The organism is Spongiactinospora rosea, from assembly GCF_003315795.1.
Taxonomy (GTDB): domain Bacteria; phylum Actinomycetota; class Actinomycetes; order Streptosporangiales; family Streptosporangiaceae; genus Spongiactinospora; species Spongiactinospora rosea.
In genome coordinates this window covers 66,362-90,111 of record NZ_QMEY01000020.1, presented here as the reverse complement: position 1 = coordinate 90,111, position 23,750 = coordinate 66,362, and the positions used below count along the sequence as shown (strand labels likewise).

Sequence of the window (23,750 nt, the reverse complement as noted above, 5' to 3'; positions counted from 1 at the left end):
GTTCCACAGCGCTGTAAGGGCAGGCCACGAAGCCAGGTCGTGTCACCATATACGATCGCGTCCGAAAAGGGGACCCATCTGCGGCGTCCGAGAACGGCGGGGTGTCACGGCGGCCCTCCCGGCGAATCGGACGGCCCTCTTGCGGCTGAACGCCGGACCGTATTTCCGACCCGGGTGTTGACGCCGGGACGATCGGCCGTGTCGGGAGAGCGCCGACGGGTCGAACGCCGTCTCCGCGGGCGTACCCGCGTGTCCCGCTCCCAGCTTTTCGCGCGTGGTCAACCGCCTTACGCGCATAGTCAAGGTGACCGCGGTCGCCACCCCCCATGCTGGCGGAAGCTCCCGCCGACGCGGGAGCGCCGAAGAGCGCACTCAAGTAGGAAGAGGCGGCAGTGGCGACCAACGTCTACATCGACGGGACATGGGTGCCGGCATCCGGCGGCGTCATCCCGACCTATGACCCCGCGACAGAGGAATTGCTGGAGGAGGTCGGGTTCGCCGACGCGTCCGACGTCGATGCCGCCGTCGCCGCCGCGCGGCGGGCCTTCGAGGATCGGCAGTGGCGGTCCATGCCGCCCGCCGGGCGGGCCCGCCTGCTGTTCGGCCTCGCCGACCTCATCGAGGCGCACGCCGAGGAACTGGCCGTCCTGGAGACCCGGGACCAGGGCCAGCCGGTCGGCGTCTCCCGCGCCGTGAGCGTCGCCGGGGCCGCCGAGCACTTCCGGTACTACGCCGGCTGGGTCACCAAGATCGAGGGCGCCACCGCGCCGGTCTCCTACCCGGACACGCTGCACTACACCCGCCGTGAGCCGGTCGGGGTCTGCGCGCTGATCACGCCGTGGAACTTCCCGCTCATGATCCTGGCCTGGAAGCTCGCCCCCGCGCTGGCCACGGGCAACACCGTGGTCATCAAGCCGGCCGAGCAGACCCCGCTCACCTCGATCCGGCTGGTCCGGCTCGCCGAGCAGGCGGGCTTCCCGCCCGGGGTGATCAACCTGGTCACCGGCGACGGCTCCACCGGGGCGGCGCTCGCCGAGCACCCAGGGGTGGACAAGGTGTCGTTCACCGGCTCGACCGAGACCGGCCGCTCGATCGTGCGGGCCAGCGCGGGCAACCTCAAGCGGGTCACCCTCGAACTCGGCGGCAAGGCCCCCTCGATCATCGCCGCCGACGCCGACATCGACGCGGCGGTCGCCGGGAACATCGCCGGCAGCATCCTCAACAGCGGCCAGGTCTGCGCGGCGTACACGCGCTTCTACGTCGATCGCAAACGTACCGACGAGTTCGTCGGCAAGCTGGCCGACGGGGTGAGCGGGATGCGCATCGGCCCCGGCCTGGACGAGTCCACCCAGCTCGGCCCGCTGGTCTCCGCCGAGCACCTGCGCTCGGTGGAGCGGCTGGTGGCCACCGGCCCGGCCGAGGGCGCCGAGCTGGTCACCGGCGGGCGGCGCGCGGCGGACCGGGGATGGTACTTCCAGCCGACGGTCTTCACCGGCGTGAAGGACGGGATGACGATCGCCACCAAGGAGATCTTCGGCCCGGTGCTGTCGGTCCTCTCCTACGACGACGAGGACGAGCTGGCCGCGGTGATCGCCCGGGCCAACCAGACCGAGTACGGCCTGGCGGCGACGGTCTGGACCCGGAACCTCACAGTGGCGCACCGGGTGGCCGAGGGCATCCGCGCGGGCGCGATCTTCATCAACATGCCGTCGATCCCGGACATGGCCGCTCCCTGGGGAGGCTTCAAGGCCAGCGGCTGGGGCCGGGAGATGGGCCCGTACGCGATCGACGCCTACACCGAGGTCAAGGGCGTCTGGTGCCACTACGGAAGCTGAACGGTGAAAAGCCCCACTTCTGGCGCTTTGAGTCCATCGACCCTGAGCACCCGATTTTCTAGCGTTTCTGCTAGCCGACTGATCGAAGGAGATCCACATGTCGAGTCCCTATGAGCGGTTCTTCGTCCGCAAGATGCCCAACTGCGCCGACGACCTCGTGAACGAGGGCGCGGGCTCGGGCACCCCCGAGCCGGACAACGTGGGCGAGGCGCTCGCCTTGATCCGCTCCCAGGACGTGCCGGAGAGCAAGATCCACATGACCTACACGTGGATCAAGGAGTGCAGCGAGCCCGTCCGCTGGGTGAACGAGCACGTGCACGACTACGACGAGCTGCTGGTCTGGACGGGCAACGACCCGGAGAACCCGCACGACCTGGGCGCCGAGATCTACTTCGACATCGAGGGCGTGCGCCACATCGTCACCCAGAGCGGTTCGGTCTACATTCCGGCCGGTACCCGCCACTGCCCGCTGGGGTTCAACCGGGTGGACCGGCCCTTCCGCTTCAGCGCCCTGTCGCTGGCCCCCAGCTACGCCAACCGGGACTACGTCCCCTACAAGGCCGAGTAGGCGAGAACGACCACCATCGCGGCGGGCGGGCGCGGACGACGCGCCCGCCCGCCGTTCGCGTTTCCCCCGACGCGAAACGACGCCGCCCCCGGCCAGGTGGCCGGGGGCTGCGCCGGTCGGCGGCGGGCCGGGTCAGCCGACCGAGACGCCGCCGTAGCGGAAGGCCGAACGGCCGAAGAGGTCGGGCTGCAGGCCGCGCACGTCGGCGGTGTGCAGGGTCAGATCCTGCGAGGTGACCGCGATCAGGTTGCCCCCGCGCTCCCACTGGATCTTCTGCAGCTTCTGGATGTCGCCGCACTGCCGGCTCGTGTCACTGCTCGCGAACAGGTCGCCGGCGATCTTCTTGAACTCCGGGTCGTCGAAGTGCGCCGCGTTGTTCCCGCCGTTGGGCAGCAGGTGGTCGGTGATCGCGTTGATCATCGGTGAGCTGGTGATGTTGATGATGAACGGCCACTCCAGCCACTTGTTGAGCAGCGTCGCGACGTCCATCTTGCGCACCGTGACGGTGACCCCGGCCTCACCGGCCTGCTGGGCGAACAGCTGGGCCAGCTCCATCATCCCGGGGAACGCCCCGTCGGTGACCAGCTCGACCTTGAGGTCGCTCTTGCCCGCCTCGGCAAGCAGCCGCTTGGCCCGGGCGATGTCCTGGGCGCGCTGCGGCACGTCCGGCGCGGGACAGGAGGCGCTCGCGCCGTTGTAGTCGTTGGCCGGCTTGGCGAAACCGCCGAACGCGTTGCTGGCGATCTGCTCCCGGTCGGCGATCAGCTTCATCGCCTCGCGCACCCGGTTGTCGTTGAACGGAGGAACGTCGGTCCGCATGTCCAGCGACAGCACGTTCATGCTGTCGCTCTTCAGCACCTTGACCCCGGCGGCCTCAAGGGCCTTCGCGTCGGAGAAGGGGACGGACGGCGCGACGTTGATCTGCCCGCCGCGCAGCGCGTTGGTGATCGCCGTCTGCTCCTGGAAGAAGTGCACGTTCAGCGTGCCGAACTTGGGCTTCTCCCCCCAGTAGGCGTCATACCGTTCCAGCACGGCCTGCGCCCCCGGCGAGAAACTCTTCACGGTGAACGGGCCGGTGCCGTCCACCTTGTCCTTGGTGGAACCCGCGCCGATCATCTTGAAGGCGGTGTAGGCCCACGCCGCGGGGAACGGCCCGAACGGGCGCTTCAACCGGAACTCGACGGTCAGGTCGTCGATCTTCTTCTGCCCGTCCGGCTTGACGAAGTCGAGGTTCGCGGCGAAGGGGTAGCCCTCCTCGGTCAGCAGCGACTTGACGCTGAAGATGACGTCGTCGGCGCCGAAGGTCTTACCGCTGTGCAGCTTCACGTCGGGCCGCAGCTTGACGGTCCACACGTCCAGCGACTTGTTCGGCGTCATCGACTCGGCCAGGGCGTAGGTGATCGAGCCGTCCGGGGCGTACGAGGTCAGCTGGTCCAGGGTGTTCTGCCACAGCACCTCCTCGGAGATCGTCTGCTGCGGCGCGTACGGGTAGAGCATGTCCTTCGTGCTGCCGACCACCCCGAGGCTGAGGGTGCCGGCGCCGGCGCCGGCCGTACCCGCGGTGGGCTCGGCCGGCGCCGAGCAGGACACGGTTGCGGCCGCGACGAGCATCAGGGCAAGACCTGGCACACCCACTTTCCACCGTCGGCTTCGCCGTTGCCACATTGACAAGCGCATCTAGGTCTTCCCTCCGGAGGGTTGGTGTCTGGCCGAATCGCCACGACGTCGGTTTCCGGTTGCACGGAGTCAACCGCTAGACACAGGAGGCCGTCTTGCGTGCCAGCGCACGAAACCTTGTCGTCGGGAGCACTCTGCGCCTTGGACGGGCCCGGCGGCCATAGGTGACCCACGAGCGTGCGTTGGGCAACAACCGCATTGCACGCAGGTGCAAGACGCCGTCTCGCCGATCTGCTGGGATCGACATCGCCTTCGGGCACAGGTGAGAACGACGCGAAGGAACGGGAATGGTCGCGGAACTAACCGGTGCAACCCGGTCGGCGGGCCCCCGCCGCAGTCTCACTCGACGCCGGTCTGCGACAGTGCCCCGCCGGATCGGGTGGATCGTCGTCCAAGCCGTCGGGATGCTCTTCGTGGTGACGACCCTGGTCTTCTTCGCCACTCAGGCCATGCCCGGCGATGTCGCCAAGGTCATGCTCGGCATGTCCGCGACGCCCGAGCGGGTGGAGGCCCTGCGGCATCAGCTCGGCCTGGACCTCCCACTGCTCAGCCAGTACTGGCACTGGCTGAGCGGTGTCCTCAGTGGAGACCTCGGCAACTCGCTGGCCAGCGGCCGGCCGGTGTCCCAACTGCTCGGCGAGCGGCTGCTGAACTCCGCCACGCTGAGCGTGTTCGCCGTGGTGCTGATCCTGCCCCTGTCGCTGCTGATCGGCATCCTCGCCGCGCAGTTCAAGGACAGCGTCTTCGACCGCACCTTCCTGTGGTCGTCGATGGTGGCCAACGCCCTGGCCGACTTCGTCGTCGGGACCCTGCTGGTCGCGCTGTTCGGCACCACCGTGTTCCACTGGTTCCCGCCGGTGTCGCTGATCCCGGCGGAGCACATGCCCTGGTGGCACCCGCAGGCGCTGGTCCTCCCGGTCGCCACCTTGGTGATCGGCGGGGTCATGTACCTGTCCCGGCTGATCCGGGTCTCCTTCATCGACGTGCTGAACAGCGAGTACGTGGAGATGGCCCGGCTCAAGGGGCTCGGCCCGGCCCGCATCCTGCTCACCCACGCGCTGCCGAACGCCCTCGCCCCGGCCGTGCCCGCGGCGAGCCTCGTGGCGGCCTTCACCGTCGGCGGCGTGGTGGTGGTGGAGTACCTGTTCGGCTATCCGGGGATCGGCGGACTGCTGATCGACTCGATCAGCAACCGGGACCTTCCGGTCATCCAGGCCGTGGTGCTGGTGATCGCCGCCGTGTACTACTTCTTCAACCTACTGGCCGATCTGCTGCACACCGGCAAGAGCGGAGAGCGGAGGTGAGCACCGTGTCGAAGGTGGTCGATGCGGTCGACCTGAGTCCGGGCGACCCGGACGCCCCGGCCGCGGCGCAGCGGAACCGGCCCGGCGCGCTGCGGCTGCTGCGCTCCGGACAAGTGCGGCTGGGCGGCGCGCTCGTCCTGCTGACCATGGCCTTCGCCCTGGCCGGGCCGCTGCTGGCGCCGCACGACCCGGCCAAGAGCATCGCGCTGCCTTATGCGGCGCCGGGCGACGGGCTGCCCCTGGGCGCGGACCAGCTGGGCCGCGACGTGCTGTCGCGCGTACTGGCCGGTGGCTTCCACCTGGCGTGGATGGCCCCGGCGGCGGCCTTCGCGGCGGTGGCCGTGGGCGCGCTGGTGGGCATCGCGGCCGCCTTCTACGGCGGCATGACCGACACGGTCCTGATGCGGGTCATGGACGTGCTGCTCGCCTTCCCCGCCCTGCTTTTCACGCTGCTGTTCGTGTCCGTGATCGGCCCCAAGCCGTGGCTGCTGGTGGTGCTGACCGCGATCGGCATGACACCCGGCGTCGCGCGGGTCATCCGCGGCGCGGCGCGACCGCTCAACGATCGGGAGTACGTCATGTGGTCTCGCACCGTCGGGATCCCCGCCCGCACCATCCTGGCGCGCTGCTTCCTGCCCAACGTGTCCTCACCGCTGCTGGTGGAGCTGGGGATGCGGCTGATGTGGTCGATCGGCATCCTGGCCGCGATCAGCTTCCTCGGGTACGGCATCCAGCCGCCGGCCGCGGACTGGGGCCTGATGATCAGCGAGAACCGCACCGGGCTGCAGAGCATGCCCTGGGCCGTACTGGCACCGGTCGCCTGCATCGTGCTGTTCACCATCGGCGGCAACCTGATCGCCGAGGGCGCCGCCCGGGTGATCGCCCGTACGGAGGGGCGTGGCTGAATGAGCGCGATCGAGGTACGCGGGCTGACCATCACGCTGGGCGACGGAAGTCCCATCGTCAAGGACGCCGCGTTCGACCTGGAACCAGGTCAGGTCCTGGGCGTCGTGGGGGAGTCGGGCTCGGGCAAGAGCACCATGTCGCTGGCCATGCTGGGCTACGCCCGGCACGGGGCGCGGATCACCGCGGGACAGGTGCTGATCGACGGCACCGACGTGCTCTCCCTCGGGCCGCGCGCGCTGCGCAGGCACCGCGGCAACGTGGTGGCGTACGTCCCGCAGGACCCGGCGACGGCGCTGAACCCGGCCCTGCGGATCGGCGTCCAGCTGGCGGAGGTCCTGGAGGGGGACGCCAGGGAGATCGACGCGCGCATCCGCGAGGTGCTGGGCGCGGTCGGGCTGCCGTCCGACGACGCCTTCCTGAACCGCCGCCCGCGCGAGCTGTCCGGCGGCCAGCAGCAGCGGGTGGCCCTGGCCATGGCCGTCGCGCCGCGCCCGCGGCTGACCGTGCTGGACGAACCCACGACCGGCCTGGACGTCACCACGCAGGCGCGGGTGCTCGCCCTGGTGGCCCGGCTCTGCGCGGACAACCAGATGGCGGCCATCTACGTCTCGCACGACCTCGCCGTGATCGGGGAGGTCGCCGACCGGGTCGCCGTGATGTACGGCGGCCTGATCGTGGAAGCGGGCCCGACCAGGGAGGTCGTGGCCCGGCCCGCGCACCCGTACACCCGGGCGCTGCTCGCCGCCGTGCCCTCGGCCCGGGAGCGGACGCGGCTCACGTCGATCCCCGGCCGCGCCCCGGGCGTGCAGGACGTCCACCCCGGCTGCGTCTTCGCCCCGCGCTGCGCCTTCGCGGCGGACGAGTGCACCACCGGCGCGCCGTCCCTGATCGAGCTGGTGCCGGGCCACTCGGCGCGCTGCCTGCGCGCCGAGGAGATGCCCGAACGTCCGCGCCAGAGCGCCGCCGCGCCCGCCTCCGCCGTGCAGGAGGCCGCGCCGGGCCAGGCCCCGCTGCTGCGCGTACGCGACCTGACCGCCGGCTACCGGGACCGCCAGGTGCTCTTCGACGTCTCCTTCGACGTGGTCCAAGGCGAGTGCCTGGCGGTCGTCGGCGAGTCCGGCAGCGGCAAGACGACCATGTCACGCAGCCTGATCGGGCTGCAGGAGCGCTGGGGCGGCACCGTCGAGCTGGGCGGGGCGCCCCTCGCGCCTGCCGCCGCCAGGCGAGACCCGGACCAGCGCCGGTCCATGCAGTACGTCTTCCAGAACCCCTACGGCTCGCTCAACCCGCGCGCCACGGTCGGTGACTGCGTGGCCGAGCCGCTGCGGCACTTCTTCGGCCTCGGCGCCAAGGCGGCCCGGACCCGAGTGGACGAGCTGCTGGAACGGGTCGAGCTGCCCGGCCGCCTGGCCTCCCGCTACCCCGCCGAGCTGTCCGGCGGGCAGCGCCAGCGGGTCGCCATCGCCCGCGCGCTCGCCTGCGAGCCGAGCGTGCTGATCTGCGACGAGGTCACCTCGGCGCTGGACGTGTCGGTGCAGGCGGCGATCGTCGAACTGCTGCGCGGCCTGCTGCACGACGGGCTCGGCATGGTGTTCGTCACCCACAACCTCGCCGTGGTCCGCAGCCTGGCCGACAGCGTGATCGTGCTCAGCGAGGGGCACGTCGTGGAGCACGGCGGTACCGGCACGGTGCTCACCGCACCGCGGCACGACTACACCAAGGCCCTGCTCGCCGACACCCTGGAGGTGTCCGCTGCCGCCGGTTGAGGACGCGCCGGAGACCACGGCCCACGGCCGTCGGTCTCCGCGCCCGGACGAAGGAACGAGGACCATGACCACAGCCTCGCGCTCACCGTTTCCCGTCCATGTGATCGAGGGAGGACGGGGCCGGGACGCGCCGCAGTTCGAGATCGGCCCGGTACTCAGCCACGGGCCCCGGGAGACCGCGGCGATCCCGCACCGGCACGAGTTCCTGGAGATCCTGTACGTCCGCGAGGGACGTGGCACGCACATCATCGACGGCACGGCCTATCCGATCGCGGCCGGCCGGCTGTACCTGGTCCGCCGGGGGCAGGTGCACGCCTGGGTGACCCCCGAACCGCTGGACGGCACCGTGGTGCTGTTCGACGAGCCCTTCCTGGCCGGGCCGGGCGGGCCAGATCCGGTGAACCTCGGCCACTACCCGAACATGCTCTGCCCCGACCCCGCACGGCTCCCGAGGGTCGAGGGGCTGCTCGCGGCCATGGCCGGCGAGTACGCCGAAGGCGATGACCAATCCGACCCCATCGTGCGGCACCTGCTTTCCGCGCTCCTGTTGCTGTGCCGCCGATTCGACGGTTTCGACGCGCCCGAAGGGGCGCGCGCCGGGCTTTCCGCGGAACTCGGCGTGGAATTCACCAAACTCGTCGCGGAAAAGGCGTCCGCGACCCTCACGGTGCGGTCGGCCGCCATGCGCCTCGGGGTCACATCGGGCTATCTGCGCGAGGTGGTCGTCGCGCAGACCGGGCGGACGCCGGGACAGATCATCCGCTCGGCGGTGCTCACCGAGGCCCAGCGTCTCCTCGCGAACACGGGCATGACCTGCGCACAGGTGGCGGATCGGCTCGGCTTCGAGGACGCCTCGTACTTCTCTCGCTTCTTCCGGCGCGAGGCCGGAGCGCCGCCGTCGGCGTACCGCAGGCAGGCCCGTGAAAAGTACCAGGCTTGCCTCGGCGCATGAATGGGATCGGCGCGGCGGCCATTCATACGATTGGGCAGACCCGCCAGGGGAACGGCTGATCAAGAAAGGGTCGGAAAATGAGCGGTAAGTACGGCAACCTGTTCGTCACCCACTTCCAGGAATGCGGCGACGACATGGTCTATGAGGGTGAGCCCGCCGGGCAGCGGCTGCCGCCGAACCTGGACGAGCCGCTGGCCGCGATGCGCTCGGCCGACGTGGCCCAGGCGACCACCTACATCACGACCAGCTGGGTGAAGGAGATCGACCACGAGGTCGAGTGGGTGCGCGAGCACGAGCACGTCTACGACGAGATCCTGATGTTCGTGGGCAACGACCCGAACAACCCGGACGACCTCGGCGGCGAGGTGTACATGACGATCGAGGGCGAGCGGCACGTGCTCACCACGACGAGTTCGGTCTTCATCCCGGCGGGCACCAAGCACTGCCCGCTCGGGTTCTACAAGGTCGAGCGGCCGTTCCGGTTCTTCGCGGTCGCGCTCAGCGGCACCGGGCGCTACATGCCCTGACGCCCCTCATCACCCCTCGATCTGAGCGCCCGCGCCGGTGAACACCCCGCGGGCGACCAGTTCGGTGGTCACCAGCGTGGCCACCACCTCGGCGGCCAGCAGGGAAACCAGTACCACGAGCTGCACCACGCCCGCCTCGATCGGCCCGGCCCCGCCGAGCAGCATCCCAACGAAGGCGCCGGGAAGGGTGACCAGCCCGACCGTCCTGGTCTGGTCCAGCGCGGGCAGCAGGGCCTGGCTCGCCGCGGGGCGGCAGATCTCCAGCGCGGCATCGCGGGGGAGCAGCCCCAGCGCCAGCGCCGCCTCCACCTCGCCGCGGCGCCCGCGCAGTTCGTCCAGCGCGCGGCGCCCGGCCAGGGCGGTGGCGGTCATGCAGCCGCCCAGCACGATCCCGGCGATGGGGATCAGGACGATTCCCTGGAGCGCGACCACCCCGCCGGCCACGAGGATGATCAGTACCGGCAGCACGCCCGCGGCGACCGGCACGGCCGCCCACCAGGCGCGCGGCCCCCGGGTGATGCGCCGCCCGGCGGTGAAGGCGGCGACCGCGTACATGAGCAGGATGAACCCCGCCACCGCGCCCGCGTGGTTCACCGCCCAGGTGATCAGCGCGGAGACCACGCCGAGCTGGAGGGCCGCGCGCAGGCAGGCGGTGAGGACGGCCTTGGCGTGGCCGAGCCCGCCCAGCCAGGCCACGGCGACGCCCAGCGTGATGAGCAGCAGCAGCACCGCGGGCAGCAGCGCGGTCACGGTGATCAACGATGGAGAGCCCACAACAGGCATTGTGCTGCCCGCCTCCGGTACGGTGGACACCGAGCTAGGGGTGCGCGCCCGCTCGCGCAGCGCGAGCAGGAACGTCTCGGCCGGGCCCTGCCCGCTCATGATCGCCACCGCGCTGCCCTGCGAGCAGGCGGGGGTGGCTGCCGCACTCGCACGGACCTGCGGAAGCGCGGCGTTCACGAGGCCCTGTGGCCTTCAGCGGAACACGTAGCGGCGGCGGTCGAAGTCGAGGGTCCAGGAGTAGGCCCCGAGAAAACCGAGGCACAGCAGCCCGTCGATGCGTACGCCGCCGAGCGAGCTCCAGGGCATGGTGCGTACGGATGAGGCGGCGAGGAGCAGGTCACGGCGTTGGAGTTCGCCCAGTGACAGCGGTAGCGGGCTGCTGAAATGAGGCGGCCGGGCGAGCGTGGAGGGCACGCCCCATGAGCGATAGTTCGTGGTGGTGCTCCACAGGGCGGCCTGCCGCAGGGGGCCGCCGTCGTCCTGCGTCAGGTACGCCAGGCCCGTGTCGATGAAGAAGTTCAGATCGCGCCGGGGGCCGAACCCGCCCCTGGCGAACATGTAGTGGTCGCCCCACAGGTAGAAGGGCAGCTCGGTGATGGGGTCGGCGGGGGACAGGAGGCGGGCGTGCGCGGCGGCCTCGGCCTCGTTCCGGCGCGGCGACAGGATCAGGCGGCGGCTTGGATGGTCCAGGGTGGTCAGGAAACGCTGCAGCAGGTTGGTGCCGATCAGGATGAAGTCCTGCTCGCCGTCGAGCGTCGGCAGCACGTCAACGGGCACGTTGGCCAGCACCGCCGTACCCAGCCGCAGTTCCTCGGCGATCGCGTGGCGGACCTGGGTGCGGGCTAGGCCGTGGTCGGCGTGGCCGCCTTCGACCGTCGTGAGGCGGTGCTCGGCGGCCCGGCCGGCGCCCATCACGACGAACGTCCCGCCGGTGTCGACGCGTACGCTGGTCGCGACGCCGTTGAGCGTGGCCGCCAGGCCGGGCAGGTACGGCGCGAGCTCATCGTCGATGAACGGCACCACGGTGGTCGTGTCGAGGGTGATCTGTAAAGGCCGGTGTGCTTGAAGCCGGGCCCGGGCGTCTTGGGGGCGGCCGCGCCGTCGCAGGTGTTCGACGGCCTTGTCGGGCCGGTCCAGGTGCAACCAGGCGTCGGCGACGGGTTCGTCGAGCGCGCGAGGCGGCCGGGGAAGGGCGGCATAGTGGTCCAGCGCCCGCTCGTAGCGGCCTTTGGCGAAGCTGGTGAGGAACAGCAGCCGATCGCGGGCGGGAGCGGGGACGGTGCGGGCGAGGCGCTCGCACTCGTCCACGTCTCCGCGCCGCCACGCGCGCCACGCCCACCGGGCGGACGCGTGGCGGCTCCACCAAGGGCCGGTCACGCGTCGGCCTCCGGCTCCGTCTCGCCCGGCGCGCCCGCGCCCAGGTCCAGTGCGACCGCCACGATCGCGAGCAGTGGCACCACCGTGTGGGGGGCGAGCTCGTAGGTGCCGCGCCGCCGTTGGACCAGCAGGCCCGTCGCCTGAAGGTCGCGCAGATGGTGGTATAGATGCCCGGTCGAGGTCTCGCCCAGCGCCTCCTGGAGTTGCCTGCTCGTGCGCGGCGCGTCCAGCAGGGCGGTCAGCAGCGCCAGCCGGGACGGGCTGCCGAGGCATTCCAGCAACCGGGCCGCGACCGTCCAGTCGGCCTCCGCCAGGTCGGGGACCGCGTGCTCCCTGACCCACAGGTAGTCGCGATCGTTCAGACGGGCCGCGCCGGCGTATGTCACGGCGCCGGACCTACCGGCCCGCGCGTGCTCCTCGCCCATCCTGTCGCGCAGGTGCTCCAGCGCCTCCAACGGGGCCTGCGGCCCATGCCCACACGGCGGCCCCGACCTCTGGGCGGCCTCAAGGCGCGCCATCCGCTCTTCCAACTCTGTCACCCGGTTTTCCAGCACAAGATCAGAGTACGTTATTCCGTACTTACGGAGCAATAGATATTTGGTGCGATGGCGGCCGGTCCCGCTTAGGGCTTCGTCGCCATTGAGTTCGCGTGCCCGATCCCGCGAGGCGTTGACTTTGTCGCAAGCTATGACGCATTGTATTGATACAATGCTTGCGACAAAGGAGGCGCTGTGACCTATGAACCGTCACCGGATGCCGGTCCGCCGACGCGTGCGGCCGATCTGCGCATAGCGGGCGAGTGGCTGGCCCTGCACGACCTGGCCGACGCCCGCCCGACCCCGCTGCTGGCCAGCCGGCTGGTGGTCCGGGGATACGCCCGCCTTGCTGCTCAGGTCCTCCTGGCCGCGCTGATCATCGTGAGCAGCATCGCCGCCGCTTCCGCTTTCGGTGGCCTCTCGCCGCATCGCCCGCTGCCGCTGCTGGCCTTGGCCGCGCTGGTAGCCGGGCTGCTACTGGCCCAGTGGCTGCTCCACCGGTGGGTGCGACGCGTCGATCAGCGGGCGGGCGCGACGCTGTCGCGCAGGGCCGCCCATCCGGTCCAGCCCGGCTGGCGGGCCGTGCTCGGCCTGCCGTACGCCGTCTTCGCGGCCGCCACGTTCGCCGGTGCGATGGCGCTGGCCGGCAGCGCCCTGGCCGTTCCCGACCCCGCCGTGCGGCAGCGGGCCGTCGTCCTGCTGATCGGCGTGCTCGGCGTGACGGCCATCTCCGTCATGCAGCTGCGTCACCTGCTCAGGCATCCGGTCGTGGCGGAGGACGAGGAGTCGCTGACCGCCGATGTCATCATGCGCGTCGAGGACGCCCGCGAGCTCACCACACCGAACGTGCAGTGGTTGCTGCCCATGGTGGTGCTGTTCGGCGCCGTGCCCGGCTGGTTGGGCGCCGCCGCGGTCGCCAACCTGATCCTGGGCGCGGGCGCGTACATCGCGCTCCGTGTCAAGACGCCGTCGTGCGCGACGGTGGCCCGGCGGGTCATGAGCTTCCGATGATCGTCATCGACACGGCCTCGCCGGTTCCGCCGTTCGAGCAGCTACGGGCCCAGCTCGCCCGGCAGATCCAGGACCGTACGTTGGCCGTGGGCACCCGGCTGCCGACCATCCGCCACCTCGCGGCCGACCTCGGCCTGGCCGTCAACACGGTCGGCCGGGCCTACCGTGAGCTGGAGGAGGCAGGGCTGATCGAGACGCGCGGGCGGGCGGGCTCGTTCGTGTCGGCCGCCGGCGAGAAGGGCTTGGAGCGGGCCCGCCGGGCCGCCGCCGACTACGCGGCCGTGATCGCCGGCGTCGGTATCGACGCGGAAGAGGCGATCCGTATCGTGCGGGCGGCTCTGGCGTCCGGTGCGGCTGCGCCGGCCCCGCCATGACCCGCGCCCCGGGCGCGGGTCATGGGGCGGCGAACCCGCGCCGCATCCCGATCGCGGCGATCCTACGGACCAGCCGGACCTGTCAGAAGTTTCCGCGCTCGAAGGCGGCGGCTGCTCTCTGGTCTGCGACCGGAGTCCTATGTGCAGGAATCAGCGGCCGATGCGACAGGTCGCGGGCCACCCGAGCCGCCACCGCTCGCCACCGGCTGACCGAGCTCCGGTACGGCGTCAGCCAGTACGGCGGGCGGTGGGCCCGGATGCAGGATGGCGAGCCGCTGCGTGGCCCTGGTCATCGCCACGTACAGGTCGCCCCGCCCCCGGGGCGAGGCGGCCAGGATCCCCCCTGGGTCGGCCACCAGGACCGAATCGAATTCGAGGCCCTTGGCCTGGATGACCCCGAGGACCGCGACCGGGGCCGTCAGATCGGGGTGCGGACCGGCGGTGGCGCCGGGGACCGCCGCCACGATGGTGGCGGCCAGCTCGGCGGCCCTGCGGTCGGGCACGATCACCGCGAGGCGGCCGCCGTCCAGGCGGGCCGCCTCGGCGGCGGTGTGCCGGGCCAGCACCTCGGACAACTCGCGGGCGGGGACGGACAGCCGCCACGGTCGTACCCCTGCTTTCCGGACCGACCTTGGCGGTGCCTGCTCGGGCTGCAGATCGGCCAGGAGACCGGCCGCAGCGTCCATGATCTCGGCCGGGGTGCGGTAGTTGACCGAGAGCCTGGCGAGGCGCCACCGGTCGCCGATGTGTGGACGCAGGACCCGGTCCCAGGACACGGTGCCCGCCGGGTCCGATGTCTGGGCTACGTCGCCGACGAGTGTCATGGATTTGCCGGGGCAGCGGCGCATCAGCAGCCGCCAGGCCATCTCCGACAGCTCCTGCGCCTCGTCCACGATCACGTGCCCGAAGGCCCACGTCCTGTCGGCGGCCGCCCGCTCGGCCACGGTCGCGCCGCGGGCCTCCTGGTGGCGGTCGGCGAGGCCACCGGCGTCCAGCAGGTCGGCCGCGGTCAGCACCTCGGCCGCCTCGTCGCCGTCCGTCCTGGCCCCGGCGTCGATGTCCAGGACCTCCTGGGCGTACGCGACGCGCCGGGCCCGCTCGCGTGCCGCCCGCGCCCGGGCCGCCCGGTCGTCCGCGCCGAGCAGTTCCGCGGCCTCGTCCAGCAGCGGCACGTCGGCCGTCGTCCAGCCGCCGGGCCGGCGGACCAAGGCCGCCCGCTCGTCCGCGCTCAGCCTGGGAGCCGCCTCGGCGAGCCGGCCCGGATCGGCGAACAGCTCATCCAGCAGCCGCTGCGGCGTCAGCGCCGGCCACAACGCGTCCAGTGCCGCGCGCACGCCAGGGTCGGCGGCCAGCGACCGGCGCAGCTCGCGGACGTCCGCCTCGTCGACGATCTCTTCCGGCTCCTGCGGCTCCCCGCTGCCCAGTTCGGCCAAATCCTCGCGTACCGCGCGGTCGATCCCGGCCTCGGCCAGAACGTCGGCCACCTCGGCTTCGAGCCGGTCCGCGAGCCGCCTCGTCTCCTCGGCGAGGCGGTGCGCGAGATGGCCGATGATCGCATCGGCGAAGAGGGCTCGCGCCCGGTTGTGCGGAAGGCCCGAGTCGCGTGCCATGGCCGCGGCCCGTTCGCGGGTGTCGTCGTCAAGGCGCAGCGCGCCCGCGCCGAACGTGATGGCGAGGCCGGTCCCAGGCGGCGCCTGCCGCGCGCGTACGGCGCAGGCCAGCACCTCGGCCATCACCGCCCGGCCCTTGATCTCGGCCGTCGCGGCCGGTTCCACCCGGTCGGCGACGACGCCTGGGAAAAGATCCGCGACGGTCGCCGACAGCACGCCCGTCTCGCCAAGGCCGGGCAGTACCTGTCCGATGTAGGTGAGGAACGTACTGTTCGGCCCGACGACCAGCACGCCCCGCGCCGCGAGCCGGGGACGGGTGTAGAGCAGGTACGCGGCCCGATGCAGGGCGACGACGGTTTTGCCGGTGCCGGGCCCGCCCTGGACCACCAGCACCCCTTGGTGGTCGGACCTGATGATCGCGTCCTGTTCGGCCCGCAGGGTCGCCACGATGTCCCGCATCCGGCCGGTACGCCCCGCGGTCAGCGTGGCCAGTAGGACGGCCTCCCCGGCCAGGACGTCTCCCGGCGCGGCCGCGGAGTCGAGGACCTCGTCGTCCACGCGCACCACGCGCCGTCCACGGGTCACGATGTGGCGTCGCCTGCGCACGCCGTGCGGGGCGGCGGCGGTGGCCACATAGAACGCCCGGGCCGCGGGCGCCCGCCAGTCCACCAGCAGCGGGTCGCCTTCCCCGTCCGGGGCGGGCAGGCCGGTCCTGCCGATGTACAGCCGGTTGCCGCCGGCGAGGTCCATACGGCCGAAACAGAGTCCGTTCTCGGCCGCCTCCAGCCGCGCGAGCCGCGCCGAGTACCGGGCGAACGCCGCCTCCCTCTCCGCCCGGGCCTGCGCGGTGCCGCCCCGCTCCCGGGCCGTCTCGGCCAGCCTGGCCGCCGTCTCCGCCCGGAGCACGTCGAGCCGGTGGTAGAGCTCCGACACGTACGCCTGCTCCTGCTCGACCGGACTTCCGGCCCATGGTTCCCGCGCTGTCACCTGCCACCTTCGCTTCCGCCGACTGTGAGGCCAGTCAAGAGTGCGGCGAACATCGCGGGAACAACAGTCTTGTTCTTCCGGCGGGCGTCAGCCGCCAGGCGTCCGCGCAGGTCGAACGGGTGTGAAAAGAATCCGCCGCGAAGGTCGCGACGGCTACCGAGCGCTCGTGCCCGGCCCCGGTGACCCCTGCGCATCCGGCCGCCATGGTGGAAGGAATTCTGCGCGGGCCCGACCGGATCGCCCCGGCCGCCCACAACGCGCCTCCTGCCGCGGGGTCAGGCGAATCGCGCCACGGCGTCCGTGACCTCGTCCAGAAAACGAAGCGTGTCCGAAGGGGCGTCTGAGGCCGGGACGAGGGTGAACGTCACCTCCTCGACGTCGATCGCGGCGAAGCGCTCGATCTCCGCCGGGTCGGGGCGAAGGCCGCAGACGGTGACGGTGATGGTCCGGCCCTGGTCGGCCAGCCAGGTCCGGGTGCGGCCGATCTCCTCGGGCGCGGTCCTGACCCGCGGCAGCCACCCGTCGCCGAACCGCAGCAGTCGCCGCAGGGCCGGGCGGCTCTCGCCGCCGATGAGGATCGGCGGGTGCGGGCGCTGCACCGGCTTGGGCCACGAGAAGATCGGGTCGAAGTCCACGAGCTCGCCGTGGAACTCCGCCCGGTCGTGGGTCCAGATCTCCTTCAGCGCCGCCAGCCTCTCGTCGAGCGCCGCGCCGCGCCGCTCCGGTGGGACCCCGTGGTTGCGAGTCTCCTCCTTGTTCCACCCGACGCCGACGCCGAGGACCACCCGGCCGTCGCTGACCCGGTCGAGGGTGGCCACCTCCTTGGCGAGATGGATGACGTCTCGCTGGGCGGCGAGCGCGATCGCGGTCCCCAGCCGCAGCCGTGAGGTCGCGGTCGCCGCGGCGGCCAGGGCGACGAACGGATCGTAGGTCCGGTAGTAGTGCGGTGGCAGCTCCGGCCCTCCCGCCCATGGCGTCTCGCGGCGGACCGGGATGTGCGAATGCTCGGTGACCAGCAGCGTGTCGAGGCCGCGCTCCTCGACGGCGCGGGCCAGCGCCGCCGGGTGCATGGTCTGGTCGGTGACGAAGGTGTCGATGCCGAATCTCACTGTGCCCCTCCGCCATGCGCGGGCTGCTCGTCGGGATGGGCGTCGCGCGCGAACCACGGATTGCCCGCCAGGAGACCGCCGTCGACCGGCAGGGTGGCGCCGGTGATCCAGCTCGCCTCGTCCGAGGCCAGGAACAGGACCGCGGCGGCGATCTCCTCGATCCGGCCGATCCGGCCGGTCGGGTACCAGTGGGCGAGCCGGTCCAGGATGTCGGGGTGGCGTTGCCGCCGCAGCTCCCACGCCTCGGTGGCGAACGTCCCCGGGATCACCACGTTCGATCGGATGCCGTGCCGGGCGTACTCGACGGCGATGCTGCGGCTCAGCGACTCCACGCCCGCCTTGGCCGCGCTGTACGCCGAAGCGCCAACGTACGTGTGGGCGTTGACCGTGGAGAGGTTGACGATCACGCCGCGCCGCCGTTCCAGCATCGCGGGCAGCACGGCGCGCGCGCACAGAAAGGCGCCTTTGAGGATGACGTCCACGTCACGCGTCCACTCGTCCAGGTCGGCGTCCAGGATCGAGTCCGGGCACGAGGTGAACGCGTTGTTGATGAGGATGTCCGCCGCGCCGAAAGCCTTGGACACCGCCTCGGTCATGGCCGCGACCTGATCCGGTCGCCGCACGTCGACGGTGATCGCCAGCGCTTCGCCGCCGTCGGCGGTGATCGCGGCGGCGACGGACTCCGCCAGGCCGGGATCTCGATCGGCCACCGCGACCCGGGCACCTTCCCCGGCCAGGCTGCGCGCTATGGCGCCGCCGAGGCCGTTGCCTCCGCCACCGGTCACGATCGCGGTCCGGTCAAGGAACCTCATCGCCCGCTCCTCTCGTGGTCTTGTCGCACTATGGCGGCATGGATATCATGCTACGAAATGCACATACTGTACAGTGAAACAAGCTGGTGGATCTTGGCGTGAGCGCGACGACGGCGATCGAGAACGACGACTCCGGCGCGGCGGCGGCCGCCCTTCGAGCACGGTGCCGTGCGGCGCTCGGGTCATGGGATGCGCGACTGGACGCGGTGATCGAGCGAGACCCCGCCTACGCCGGCGCGTTCGTCGCGCTGGCCGAGGCGGCGGCGGACGGCCCGCTCAGCGCCCAGGCCAAGACGCTCGTGCTGCTGGCCTGCGACGCCGCGATGACCTACCGCAACCGCGATTCGCTGCCCGGCCGGATCCAGGGCGCGCTCGACGCGGGCGTCCCGCCGGACGGCGTGCTCGAAGTACTGGAACTGGTCAGCGTGCTGGGCGTGCACGCCCTGAACGTCGGCCTGCCGATCGCACTGGAGGAGTACCCGGAGGAGGAGCGCCCCGAGGCGCCGCCCGCGCTCCAGTCCCGGGTCCAGCAGCGGTTCGAGCGCCTGCGCGGATACTGGGACGCCGGATGGCGGCCCGTACTCGCGCACCTGCCGGGCTTCCTCGACCGGTACACCGACTTCAGCGCGGCATCCGCGCGGCACGATGTGCTGGACGCCAAGACCCGCGAGCTGGTCCTGGTCGCGATCGACGCGTCCAGCACGCACATGTACGCGCCCGGGACCCGGATTCACGTGCGCAACGCCCGCGCCCATGGCGCGACCTTCGGCGAGGTCGTGCAGGTCTTCCAGCTGGCGAGCCTGCTGGGCGTCGAGTCGTGCCTGCTCGGAGTGCCGCTGCTCGACTGACGGTCCATCCATGGCGCGGGCCTGCCGCTGTCGATCAGTCCGCGGTCTGCTCGACCACGCCGAGGTAGGCCGCCCTGACCCGGTCGTCGGTGGACAGCTCCCGCGCCGAACCCTGGATCACCATCGCGCCCGTCTCCAGCACGTAACCCCGGGAGGCCAGTTCCAGCGCGGCCGCCGCGTTCTGCTCCACCAGCCCGATGGCGATGCCCCGCTGGTTGATCTCCCCGACCACCCGCATCACCGTCTGCACCAGCAGCGGAGCCAGGCCGAGCGACGGCTCGTCGAGCAGCAGCAGCCGGGGCTTGGCCATCAGGGCCCGCCCGATCGCCACCATCTGCTGCTCACCGCCGCTGAGCGAACCGGCGTACACCGTCCGCTTCTCCTTGAGCGCCGGGAAGATGTCCAGGACCTCATCGATCTGGGCGGCGATGGCCGAGCGGCCGGCCTTGCGGGAGTACGCGCCCAGCATCAGGTTCTCGCGCACGCTCATCTGCGGGAACAGGTGCCTGCCCTCCGGGCACAGCACCAGGCCGCGGCGGACGATCCGGGCGGCCGACAGCCCGTTGATCCGCTCGCCCTCGAACCGGATCTCCCCGCTCCTGATCGGGGTGAGGCCGGCGATGGCCTGGATCAGTGTGGACTTGCCGGCCCCGTTGGCCCCCAGGACGGTGACCGCCTCGCTGCGCTCGATGGACAGGGACACGCCCGTGAGCACGGTGCTGTTGCCGTAACCTGCCGTGATGTCGCTGACCTCAAGCATTCTTGGTCCCCAGATAGGCCGAGATCACCCGCGGATCGTTGACGATCTCGTCAGGTGAGCCCTCGGCGATCAACTGTCCCGAGTCCAGTACGTACACATGGCTGCACAGCGACATTAGGACGCGCATCTTGTGCTCGACCAGCAGGATCACCATGCCCTGGTCGCGAAGCCATTCGAGCAGCCGCATCAGCCGGGGCGTCTCCGACTCGCGCAGCCCGGCGAACGGCTCGTCCAGCAGCAGCATGCGCGGGCGTACGGCCAGCGCCATGCCGACGCCGACCAGCTTCTGCTCCTCGATGGACAGGCCGCTCACCACCTGGTTCGCCTTCGCGCGCAGGCCGGTGAGGTCGAGGATCGCGTCCAGGAAGCCGTCGCCGGGATCGGCGGACCGCGACCCTCGCCCGGGGCGGTGCAGGTAACCGGCGGTGACCAGGTTCTGCAGCACCGTCTCGTCGGCGAGCAGCCGGTTGGTCTGGAACGTGCGGCCGATCCCCAGCCGCGCCCGCTCGTGCACGGCCAGCCTGCGCAGATCCCGACCGGCGAAGGTGGCACTTCCGGTCCACCCCCCGACCACGCCGGAGATCAGGCCGAACAGGGTGCTCTTGCCCGCCCCGTTGGGGCCGATCACGCCGATGATCTCGCCTTCGCGAGCGGTCAGCGACACATCGCTCACCGCGGTCACCCCGCCGTACTTCTTGGTCAGCGAGCGGGCCTCGAACAGCACCTTGCCGGGCTCGCCCCGCTCCACCGGGCGCAGGTGGGGCAGCGCCACGGGACCCGCGCCGCTCTCCGGCACCACGGCGGGTTCGGGCGGACGCCGGCGGACCGCCACCCGGGACCAGGCGCGGGCGACGCTGCCGACGACGCCGCCCCGGAAGAACAGCAGGACCAGGAAGACGATCCCGCTGAAGATCAGGGTCTGGAACAGCTCGGTGAACCGGAACGCCTCCGTCACCCCGACGACCAGGGCCACCCCGACCAGCGGCCCGGCCAGTGTCGCCGACCCTCCGATGATCACGTAGACCAGCAGGTTGAAGCCCTCCATGATGCTGGCGCTGCTGGGGGTGATGTAGGAGATCCAGCTCGCGAACAGCGGCCCGGCCAGGCCGACGATCGCCGCGCTGACCGTGAACGCCTTCAGTTTCGTGGCGACGACGTTGATGCCGAGCGAGGCCGCGAGCACCTCGTCGGCGTGGATGGCCCGCAGGTTGCGCCCGAGCGTCGACCGGGTGAGCAGGTGCATCGCGACCAGCACCGCGGTCAGCACGATCAGGCTCAGGTAGAACAGCGAGACGGTCGAGTCGAACCCGGGGGGCGTGGGGATGGCGTAGATTCCGCTGGCCCCGTTGGTCAGGCTCGTCCACTGGGTGATCACGACCACCGTGACCGCGGCGAACGCCAGGCTGCTGACCGAGAAGTAGTGTCCCCTGCTGCGCATCGTGATCCCGGCCAGCAGCAGCCCGGCGAGGGTGGTGACCCCGACCGCGGCGATCGCCGCCCACCAGTAGCCGACACCGTACTTGGTGGTGAGGATGACCAGGGTGTAGGCGCCGACGGTGAGCAGGGCGGCGTGCGCGACGGACACCAGGCCGAGGTGGCCGAGGACGAGGTCCAGGCCGTAGGCCGCGATCGCGTAGATGAGGATCAGGGTCATCACGCCGACCTCGTACCGGCCCTGGATGACCAGCGGCAGCAGCGCGCAGACCACCACGATCGGGATGATGGTCAGCCATTCCCGGCGTCCAGGCTCACGCGCCTTCAAACCGGCGCTCAAGCCGCTCGCGGCGCGGGTCAGGACGGCTTTACTCATTACGGACATCACCGCACCAATACACTCTTGGTGAACAGCCCGTTGGGCCGCACCATCAGGGCAATGATCAAGAAGATGAAGGCGTAAGCGTCCGAGAAGCCCACACTCAGGTAGCTCGCTCCGAAGCTCTCGGCGATGCCCAGCAGCAGCGCGGCGCTGATCGCGCCGAGGCTGCTGCGCATGCCGGCCAGCACGATGACGATCAAGCCCTTGATCAGGATGGCGTCGCCCATGGTCGGGTAGACCAGGTACATCGGCCCGAGCAGGGCACCGGCGACACCGGCCATGCAACTCCCGAGCAGCATGGCGACCAGCGCCGTCTTCGCGGGCGAGATGCCCACGATCTCGGCCCCGCGCCGGTCCTCCAGCGTCGCCCGCATGGCCCGGCCGCCGCGTGTCCCCCGGAGGTAGGCGTGCAGCGCGGCGATCAGGACGAGCGCCACCACCCCGGCCAGCAGCCGCTGCTCGGTCATCCTGATACCGGCGAAGTCCAGGATCTGTGACTCGTACGGGCTCGGCAGCTTGCGGAAGTCGGCGGTGAACAGGAGCTGCACCGTGATCTCGGTCGCGGTGAGGAGCACCAGTGCCCCGATGAATCCGCTCAGCAGGGGGCGGGGCGTGTTGCGCAGCCATCGGTAGACGGCGAGTTCGCTGACCACGCCCAGCAACCCGGCGGCGAGCGCGGCGGCGATGACCGCGAACCAGTAGTGCAGGCCCAGGTTCTCGGCGACGAAGTAGCCCGCGTATCCGCCGACCATGATCCGGCCGCCCAGGGCGAAGTCGGGAATCTCAAGAATCCCGAAGATGAGCAACAGGCAGGATGCGACGAGAGCGTAGATCGCTCCGAGCGCCAGCCCGTTCGCTAGGACTTGCATACGTGTTACCCGATCCACTCGGCGATGTGAGACGCGTGCTCGGTGTGGGGCGCCGTGCCGGTACGCGGGGCGAAGGCCGGCGGGAGGGGCACTACTTCTGGCCGGCCAGCGGGTCGAACGACTTGCCATCCGGTTTGGTCTGGGCCAGATAGGTCGTCATCTCGATGTCGCCGGTGTCCGGGAAGTACTTGGTGATTCCCAGGATGTTGGGCTGCAAATTCTGCAACGCGGGTTCCAGCGCCGCGTGCACCTTGGCGGAATCGCTCGTCGTGCCCGCGGTGCTCACCGCCTTGGCGAACCACTCGACCCCGAAGTAGCCGAACTCGAAGATCTGCTGCTCGATGGCCGACTTGTACTTCTCGTCGCTGTACTTCTTGTGGAAGGCCCCGACCACCGGAATGCTGTCGAACGCATTCGTCTTCACCGTCGAGATATTGCTGCCGATGATATCGGCGTTGCTCATGTACTTGGTCATTCCGGTGCCACCGGCGCAAACCGCGTTGATGAACGTCCCCTTGAAACCCAGGTGCCGGGCCTGGTCCATCACCAATGCCGCCGATTGGCAGACCGTGGTGATGGCTATCGCGTCCGGATTGCCGCGCAACAGGCTGGTGAGCTGGCTGGTGAGGTCCGTTGTCACGGTGTCATAGGTGGCGGTTCCGGTGATGGTGCCGCCGTTCGCCTTCCACGCCTTGGAGAAGGATTCGGTGAACGCCGGGCCGAAGTCGCTGCCGACCTCCATGATGGCGACCGACTTCAGTGTGAGCTTTTCCTTCTTGGCGTATTCGCCGACCAGCCGGGCCAGGTCCGGGATCTGCCGTTCGAGGTTGTAGGTGGAGCGGACCACCAGCTTGTTGCCCTGCGCGGTGAACGTCGGCGTCTGGGAGGTGGACATCAGGATGAAGTCGTCCTTCTGATTGAAGCCCATCAGCGGGAACGACGACTGGGTGGCCGGTGTGTAGATCATCAGCGATTCGCTGAGCTTCTGCCCGCAGGAAACGGACTTGGACGGCACGAACTGGTCGTCGCAGACGGTCGCCTGCACCTTGTGCCGCTTTCCGTTGACCAGGACTCCGCCGCTTTTGTTGATCTCGTTTTCGGCGGCCTGAACGCCTAGCCAGAATCCGCTTCCGTAAGCTGCCGCGTTGCCGGTCAGGGGAGTGATGATCCCGATCTTGATCGGTTCGTCGCCGCCGGAGTTTCCGCCACCGCCGCATGCGGTGAGCGAACCGAGGGCACTGAGGACGCTGAGCACCAGACCGTATCTGATCGCGCGTTTCTTCATATGGGGGGCCTTCCTGTGAGTCGGCGGCTCAAAGGCGA

The 23,750-nt window shown here is 70.7% G+C and carries 21 protein-coding genes; 10 read left to right on the top strand and 11 right to left on the bottom strand.

The window, feature by feature from the left end; genetic code table 11:
• Positions 1-392 precede the first annotated feature (392 nt).
• Both DP939_RS33200 and DP939_RS33195 read left to right on the top strand, forming a co-directional pair.
• Positions 393-1,835: an aldehyde dehydrogenase family protein gene (locus DP939_RS33200; RefSeq protein WP_113984794.1), complete on the top strand. Its 1,443-nt coding sequence runs from the start codon at positions 393-395 to the stop codon at positions 1,833-1,835.
• A 97-nt stretch (positions 1,836-1,932) separates the two neighbouring features.
• The gene (locus tag DP939_RS33195; RefSeq protein WP_113984793.1) at positions 1,933-2,403 is read left to right on the top strand and encodes a cupin domain-containing protein; all 471 of its coding nucleotides are present in this window, start codon (positions 1,933-1,935) and stop codon (positions 2,401-2,403) included.
• A 132-nt stretch (positions 2,404-2,535) separates the two neighbouring features.
• Here the strand turns inward: DP939_RS33195 and DP939_RS33190 are convergent, their stop codons facing one another.
• On the bottom strand, positions 2,536-4,032 hold the full coding sequence (locus tag DP939_RS33190; RefSeq protein ID WP_158578831.1) for an ABC transporter substrate-binding protein: 1,497 nt from the start codon (positions 4,030-4,032) through the stop codon (positions 2,536-2,538).
• 410 nt (positions 4,033-4,442) lie between these two features.
• Here DP939_RS33190 and DP939_RS33185 point away from each other — a divergent pair, with 410 nt between their 5' ends.
• From DP939_RS33185 to DP939_RS33165, 5 genes are all read left to right on the top strand, one after another.
• Positions 4,443-5,384 (top strand): ABC transporter permease, encoded by a 942-nt coding sequence (locus tag DP939_RS33185; RefSeq protein WP_225878653.1) that lies wholly within the window; start codon positions 4,443-4,445, stop codon positions 5,382-5,384.
• On the top strand, positions 5,381-6,289 hold the full coding sequence (locus tag DP939_RS33180) for an ABC transporter permease (RefSeq protein WP_225878652.1): 909 nt from the start codon (positions 5,381-5,383) through the stop codon (positions 6,287-6,289). Before DP939_RS33185 ends, DP939_RS33180 begins: the two co-directional genes overlap by 4 nt.
• A complete protein-coding gene (locus DP939_RS33175; protein ID WP_113984790.1) occupies positions 6,290-8,056 on the top strand; it encodes a dipeptide ABC transporter ATP-binding protein in 1,767 nt (588 codons plus the stop codon). It begins immediately after the preceding gene.
• Between the two features lie 64 nt (positions 8,057-8,120).
• Entirely contained in the window at positions 8,121-9,008 is an 888-nt protein-coding gene (locus DP939_RS33170; protein ID WP_113984789.1) for a helix-turn-helix domain-containing protein, read from the top strand.
• Between the two features lie 77 nt (positions 9,009-9,085).
• Positions 9,086-9,535, top strand: coding sequence for a cupin domain-containing protein (locus DP939_RS33165; protein WP_111165367.1), 450 nt, complete (start codon positions 9,086-9,088; stop codon positions 9,533-9,535).
• Between the two features lie 9 nt (positions 9,536-9,544).
• Here the strand turns inward: DP939_RS33165 and DP939_RS33160 are convergent, their stop codons facing one another.
• Genes DP939_RS33160 through DP939_RS33150 form a run of 3 tightly spaced genes read right to left on the bottom strand, consistent with a single transcriptional unit; the run spans position 9,545 to position 12,234 of the window.
• Positions 9,545-10,495, bottom strand: a complete 951-nt coding sequence (locus DP939_RS33160; RefSeq protein WP_225878651.1) for an ABC transporter permease — start codon at positions 10,493-10,495, stop codon at positions 9,545-9,547.
• 15 nt (positions 10,496-10,510) lie between these two features.
• The gene (locus DP939_RS33155) at positions 10,511-11,695 is read right to left on the bottom strand and encodes a retropepsin-like aspartic protease (RefSeq protein WP_147268236.1); all 1,185 of its coding nucleotides are present in this window, start codon (positions 11,693-11,695) and stop codon (positions 10,511-10,513) included.
• Positions 11,692-12,234, bottom strand: a complete 543-nt coding sequence (locus DP939_RS33150) for a helix-turn-helix domain-containing protein (protein ID WP_147268235.1) — start codon at positions 12,232-12,234, stop codon at positions 11,692-11,694. Before DP939_RS33150 ends, DP939_RS33155 begins: the two co-directional genes overlap by 4 nt.
• A 192-nt stretch (positions 12,235-12,426) precedes the next feature.
• On the opposite strand from DP939_RS33150, the gene DP939_RS33145 reads away from it, so the two are divergent.
• Together DP939_RS33145 and DP939_RS33140 are read left to right on the top strand one after the other, a co-directional pair.
• Complete coding sequence (locus DP939_RS33145) at positions 12,427-13,242, top strand: hypothetical protein (RefSeq protein WP_113984786.1); 816 nt, start codon at positions 12,427-12,429, stop codon at positions 13,240-13,242.
• Positions 13,239-13,616 (top strand): GntR family transcriptional regulator, encoded by a 378-nt coding sequence (locus DP939_RS33140; protein ID WP_113984785.1) that lies wholly within the window; start codon positions 13,239-13,241, stop codon positions 13,614-13,616. Before DP939_RS33145 ends, DP939_RS33140 begins: the two co-directional genes overlap by 4 nt.
• A gap of 137 nt (positions 13,617-13,753) precedes the next feature.
• Here DP939_RS33140 and DP939_RS33135 read toward each other — a convergent pair whose 3' ends face one another.
• The 3 genes from DP939_RS33135 to DP939_RS33125 form a co-directional block, all read right to left on the bottom strand.
• Positions 13,754-16,213 carry a HelD family protein gene (locus DP939_RS33135; protein ID WP_113984784.1) on the bottom strand — a complete coding sequence of 820 codons (2,460 nt, stop codon included), beginning with the start codon at positions 16,211-16,213 and terminating at the stop codon, positions 13,754-13,756.
• A 275-nt stretch (positions 16,214-16,488) separates the two neighbouring features.
• Positions 16,489-17,322, bottom strand: coding sequence for a TIGR03619 family F420-dependent LLM class oxidoreductase (locus DP939_RS33130; protein WP_113984783.1), 834 nt, complete (start codon positions 17,320-17,322; stop codon positions 16,489-16,491).
• Positions 17,319-18,134 carry an SDR family NAD(P)-dependent oxidoreductase gene (locus tag DP939_RS33125; protein ID WP_113984782.1) on the bottom strand — a complete coding sequence of 272 codons (816 nt, stop codon included), beginning with the start codon at positions 18,132-18,134 and terminating at the stop codon, positions 17,319-17,321. Before DP939_RS33125 ends, DP939_RS33130 begins: the two co-directional genes overlap by 4 nt.
• A gap of 98 nt (positions 18,135-18,232) precedes the next feature.
• Between DP939_RS33125 and DP939_RS33120 the strand changes: the two genes are divergently transcribed.
• On the top strand, positions 18,233-18,982 hold the full coding sequence (locus DP939_RS33120) for a carboxymuconolactone decarboxylase family protein (RefSeq protein ID WP_113984781.1): 750 nt from the start codon (positions 18,233-18,235) through the stop codon (positions 18,980-18,982).
• Between the two features lie 34 nt (positions 18,983-19,016).
• On the opposite strand, the gene DP939_RS33115 is transcribed toward DP939_RS33120, so the two are convergent.
• The 4 genes from DP939_RS33115 to DP939_RS33100 form a co-directional block, all read right to left on the bottom strand.
• Positions 19,017-19,742 carry an ABC transporter ATP-binding protein gene (locus tag DP939_RS33115; protein WP_113984780.1) on the bottom strand — a complete coding sequence of 242 codons (726 nt, stop codon included), beginning with the start codon at positions 19,740-19,742 and terminating at the stop codon, positions 19,017-19,019.
• Positions 19,735-21,552 (bottom strand): branched-chain amino acid ABC transporter ATP-binding protein/permease, encoded by a 1,818-nt coding sequence (locus DP939_RS33110; RefSeq protein ID WP_158578829.1) that lies wholly within the window; start codon positions 21,550-21,552, stop codon positions 19,735-19,737. The genes DP939_RS33115 and DP939_RS33110 overlap by 8 nt, the downstream gene beginning before the upstream one ends.
• 8 nt (positions 21,553-21,560) lie before the next feature.
• A complete protein-coding gene (locus DP939_RS33105) occupies positions 21,561-22,427 on the bottom strand; it encodes a branched-chain amino acid ABC transporter permease (protein ID WP_158578827.1) in 867 nt (288 codons plus the stop codon).
• Between the two features lie 91 nt (positions 22,428-22,518).
• The gene (locus DP939_RS33100) at positions 22,519-23,712 is read right to left on the bottom strand and encodes an ABC transporter substrate-binding protein (protein ID WP_113984777.1); all 1,194 of its coding nucleotides are present in this window, start codon (positions 23,710-23,712) and stop codon (positions 22,519-22,521) included.
• Positions 23,713-23,750: the final 38 nt, after the last annotated feature.

What these genes read in the sequence shown, in the direction of transcription:
- DP939_RS33195 (WP_113984793.1), top strand. Translation starts at nt 1,933, where the DNA reads ATGTCGAGTCCCTATGAGCGGTTCTTCGTCCGCAAGATGCCCAACTGC.
- DP939_RS33175 (WP_113984790.1), top strand. Translation starts at nt 6,290, where the DNA reads ATGAGCGCGATCGAGGTACGCGGGCTGACCATCACGCTGGGCGACGGA.
- DP939_RS33170 (WP_113984789.1), top strand. Translation starts at nt 8,121, where the DNA reads ATGACCACAGCCTCGCGCTCACCGTTTCCCGTCCATGTGATCGAGGGA.
- DP939_RS33165 (WP_111165367.1), top strand. Translation starts at nt 9,086, where the DNA reads ATGAGCGGTAAGTACGGCAACCTGTTCGTCACCCACTTCCAGGAATGC.
- DP939_RS33140 (WP_113984785.1), top strand. Translation starts at nt 13,239, where the DNA reads ATGATCGTCATCGACACGGCCTCGCCGGTTCCGCCGTTCGAGCAGCTA.
- DP939_RS33125 (WP_113984782.1), bottom strand. Translation starts at nt 18,134, where the DNA reads ATGAGGTTCCTTGACCGGACCGCGATCGTGACCGGTGGCGGAGGCAAC.
- DP939_RS33115 (WP_113984780.1), bottom strand. Translation starts at nt 19,742, where the DNA reads ATGCTTGAGGTCAGCGACATCACGGCAGGTTACGGCAACAGCACCGTG.
- DP939_RS33110 (WP_158578829.1), bottom strand. Translation starts at nt 21,552, where the DNA reads ATGAGTAAAGCCGTCCTGACCCGCGCCGCGAGCGGCTTGAGCGCCGGT.
- DP939_RS33105 (WP_158578827.1), bottom strand. Translation starts at nt 22,427, where the DNA reads ATGCAAGTCCTAGCGAACGGGCTGGCGCTCGGAGCGATCTACGCTCTC.
- DP939_RS33100 (WP_113984777.1), bottom strand. Translation starts at nt 23,712, where the DNA reads ATGAAGAAACGCGCGATCAGATACGGTCTGGTGCTCAGCGTCCTCAGT.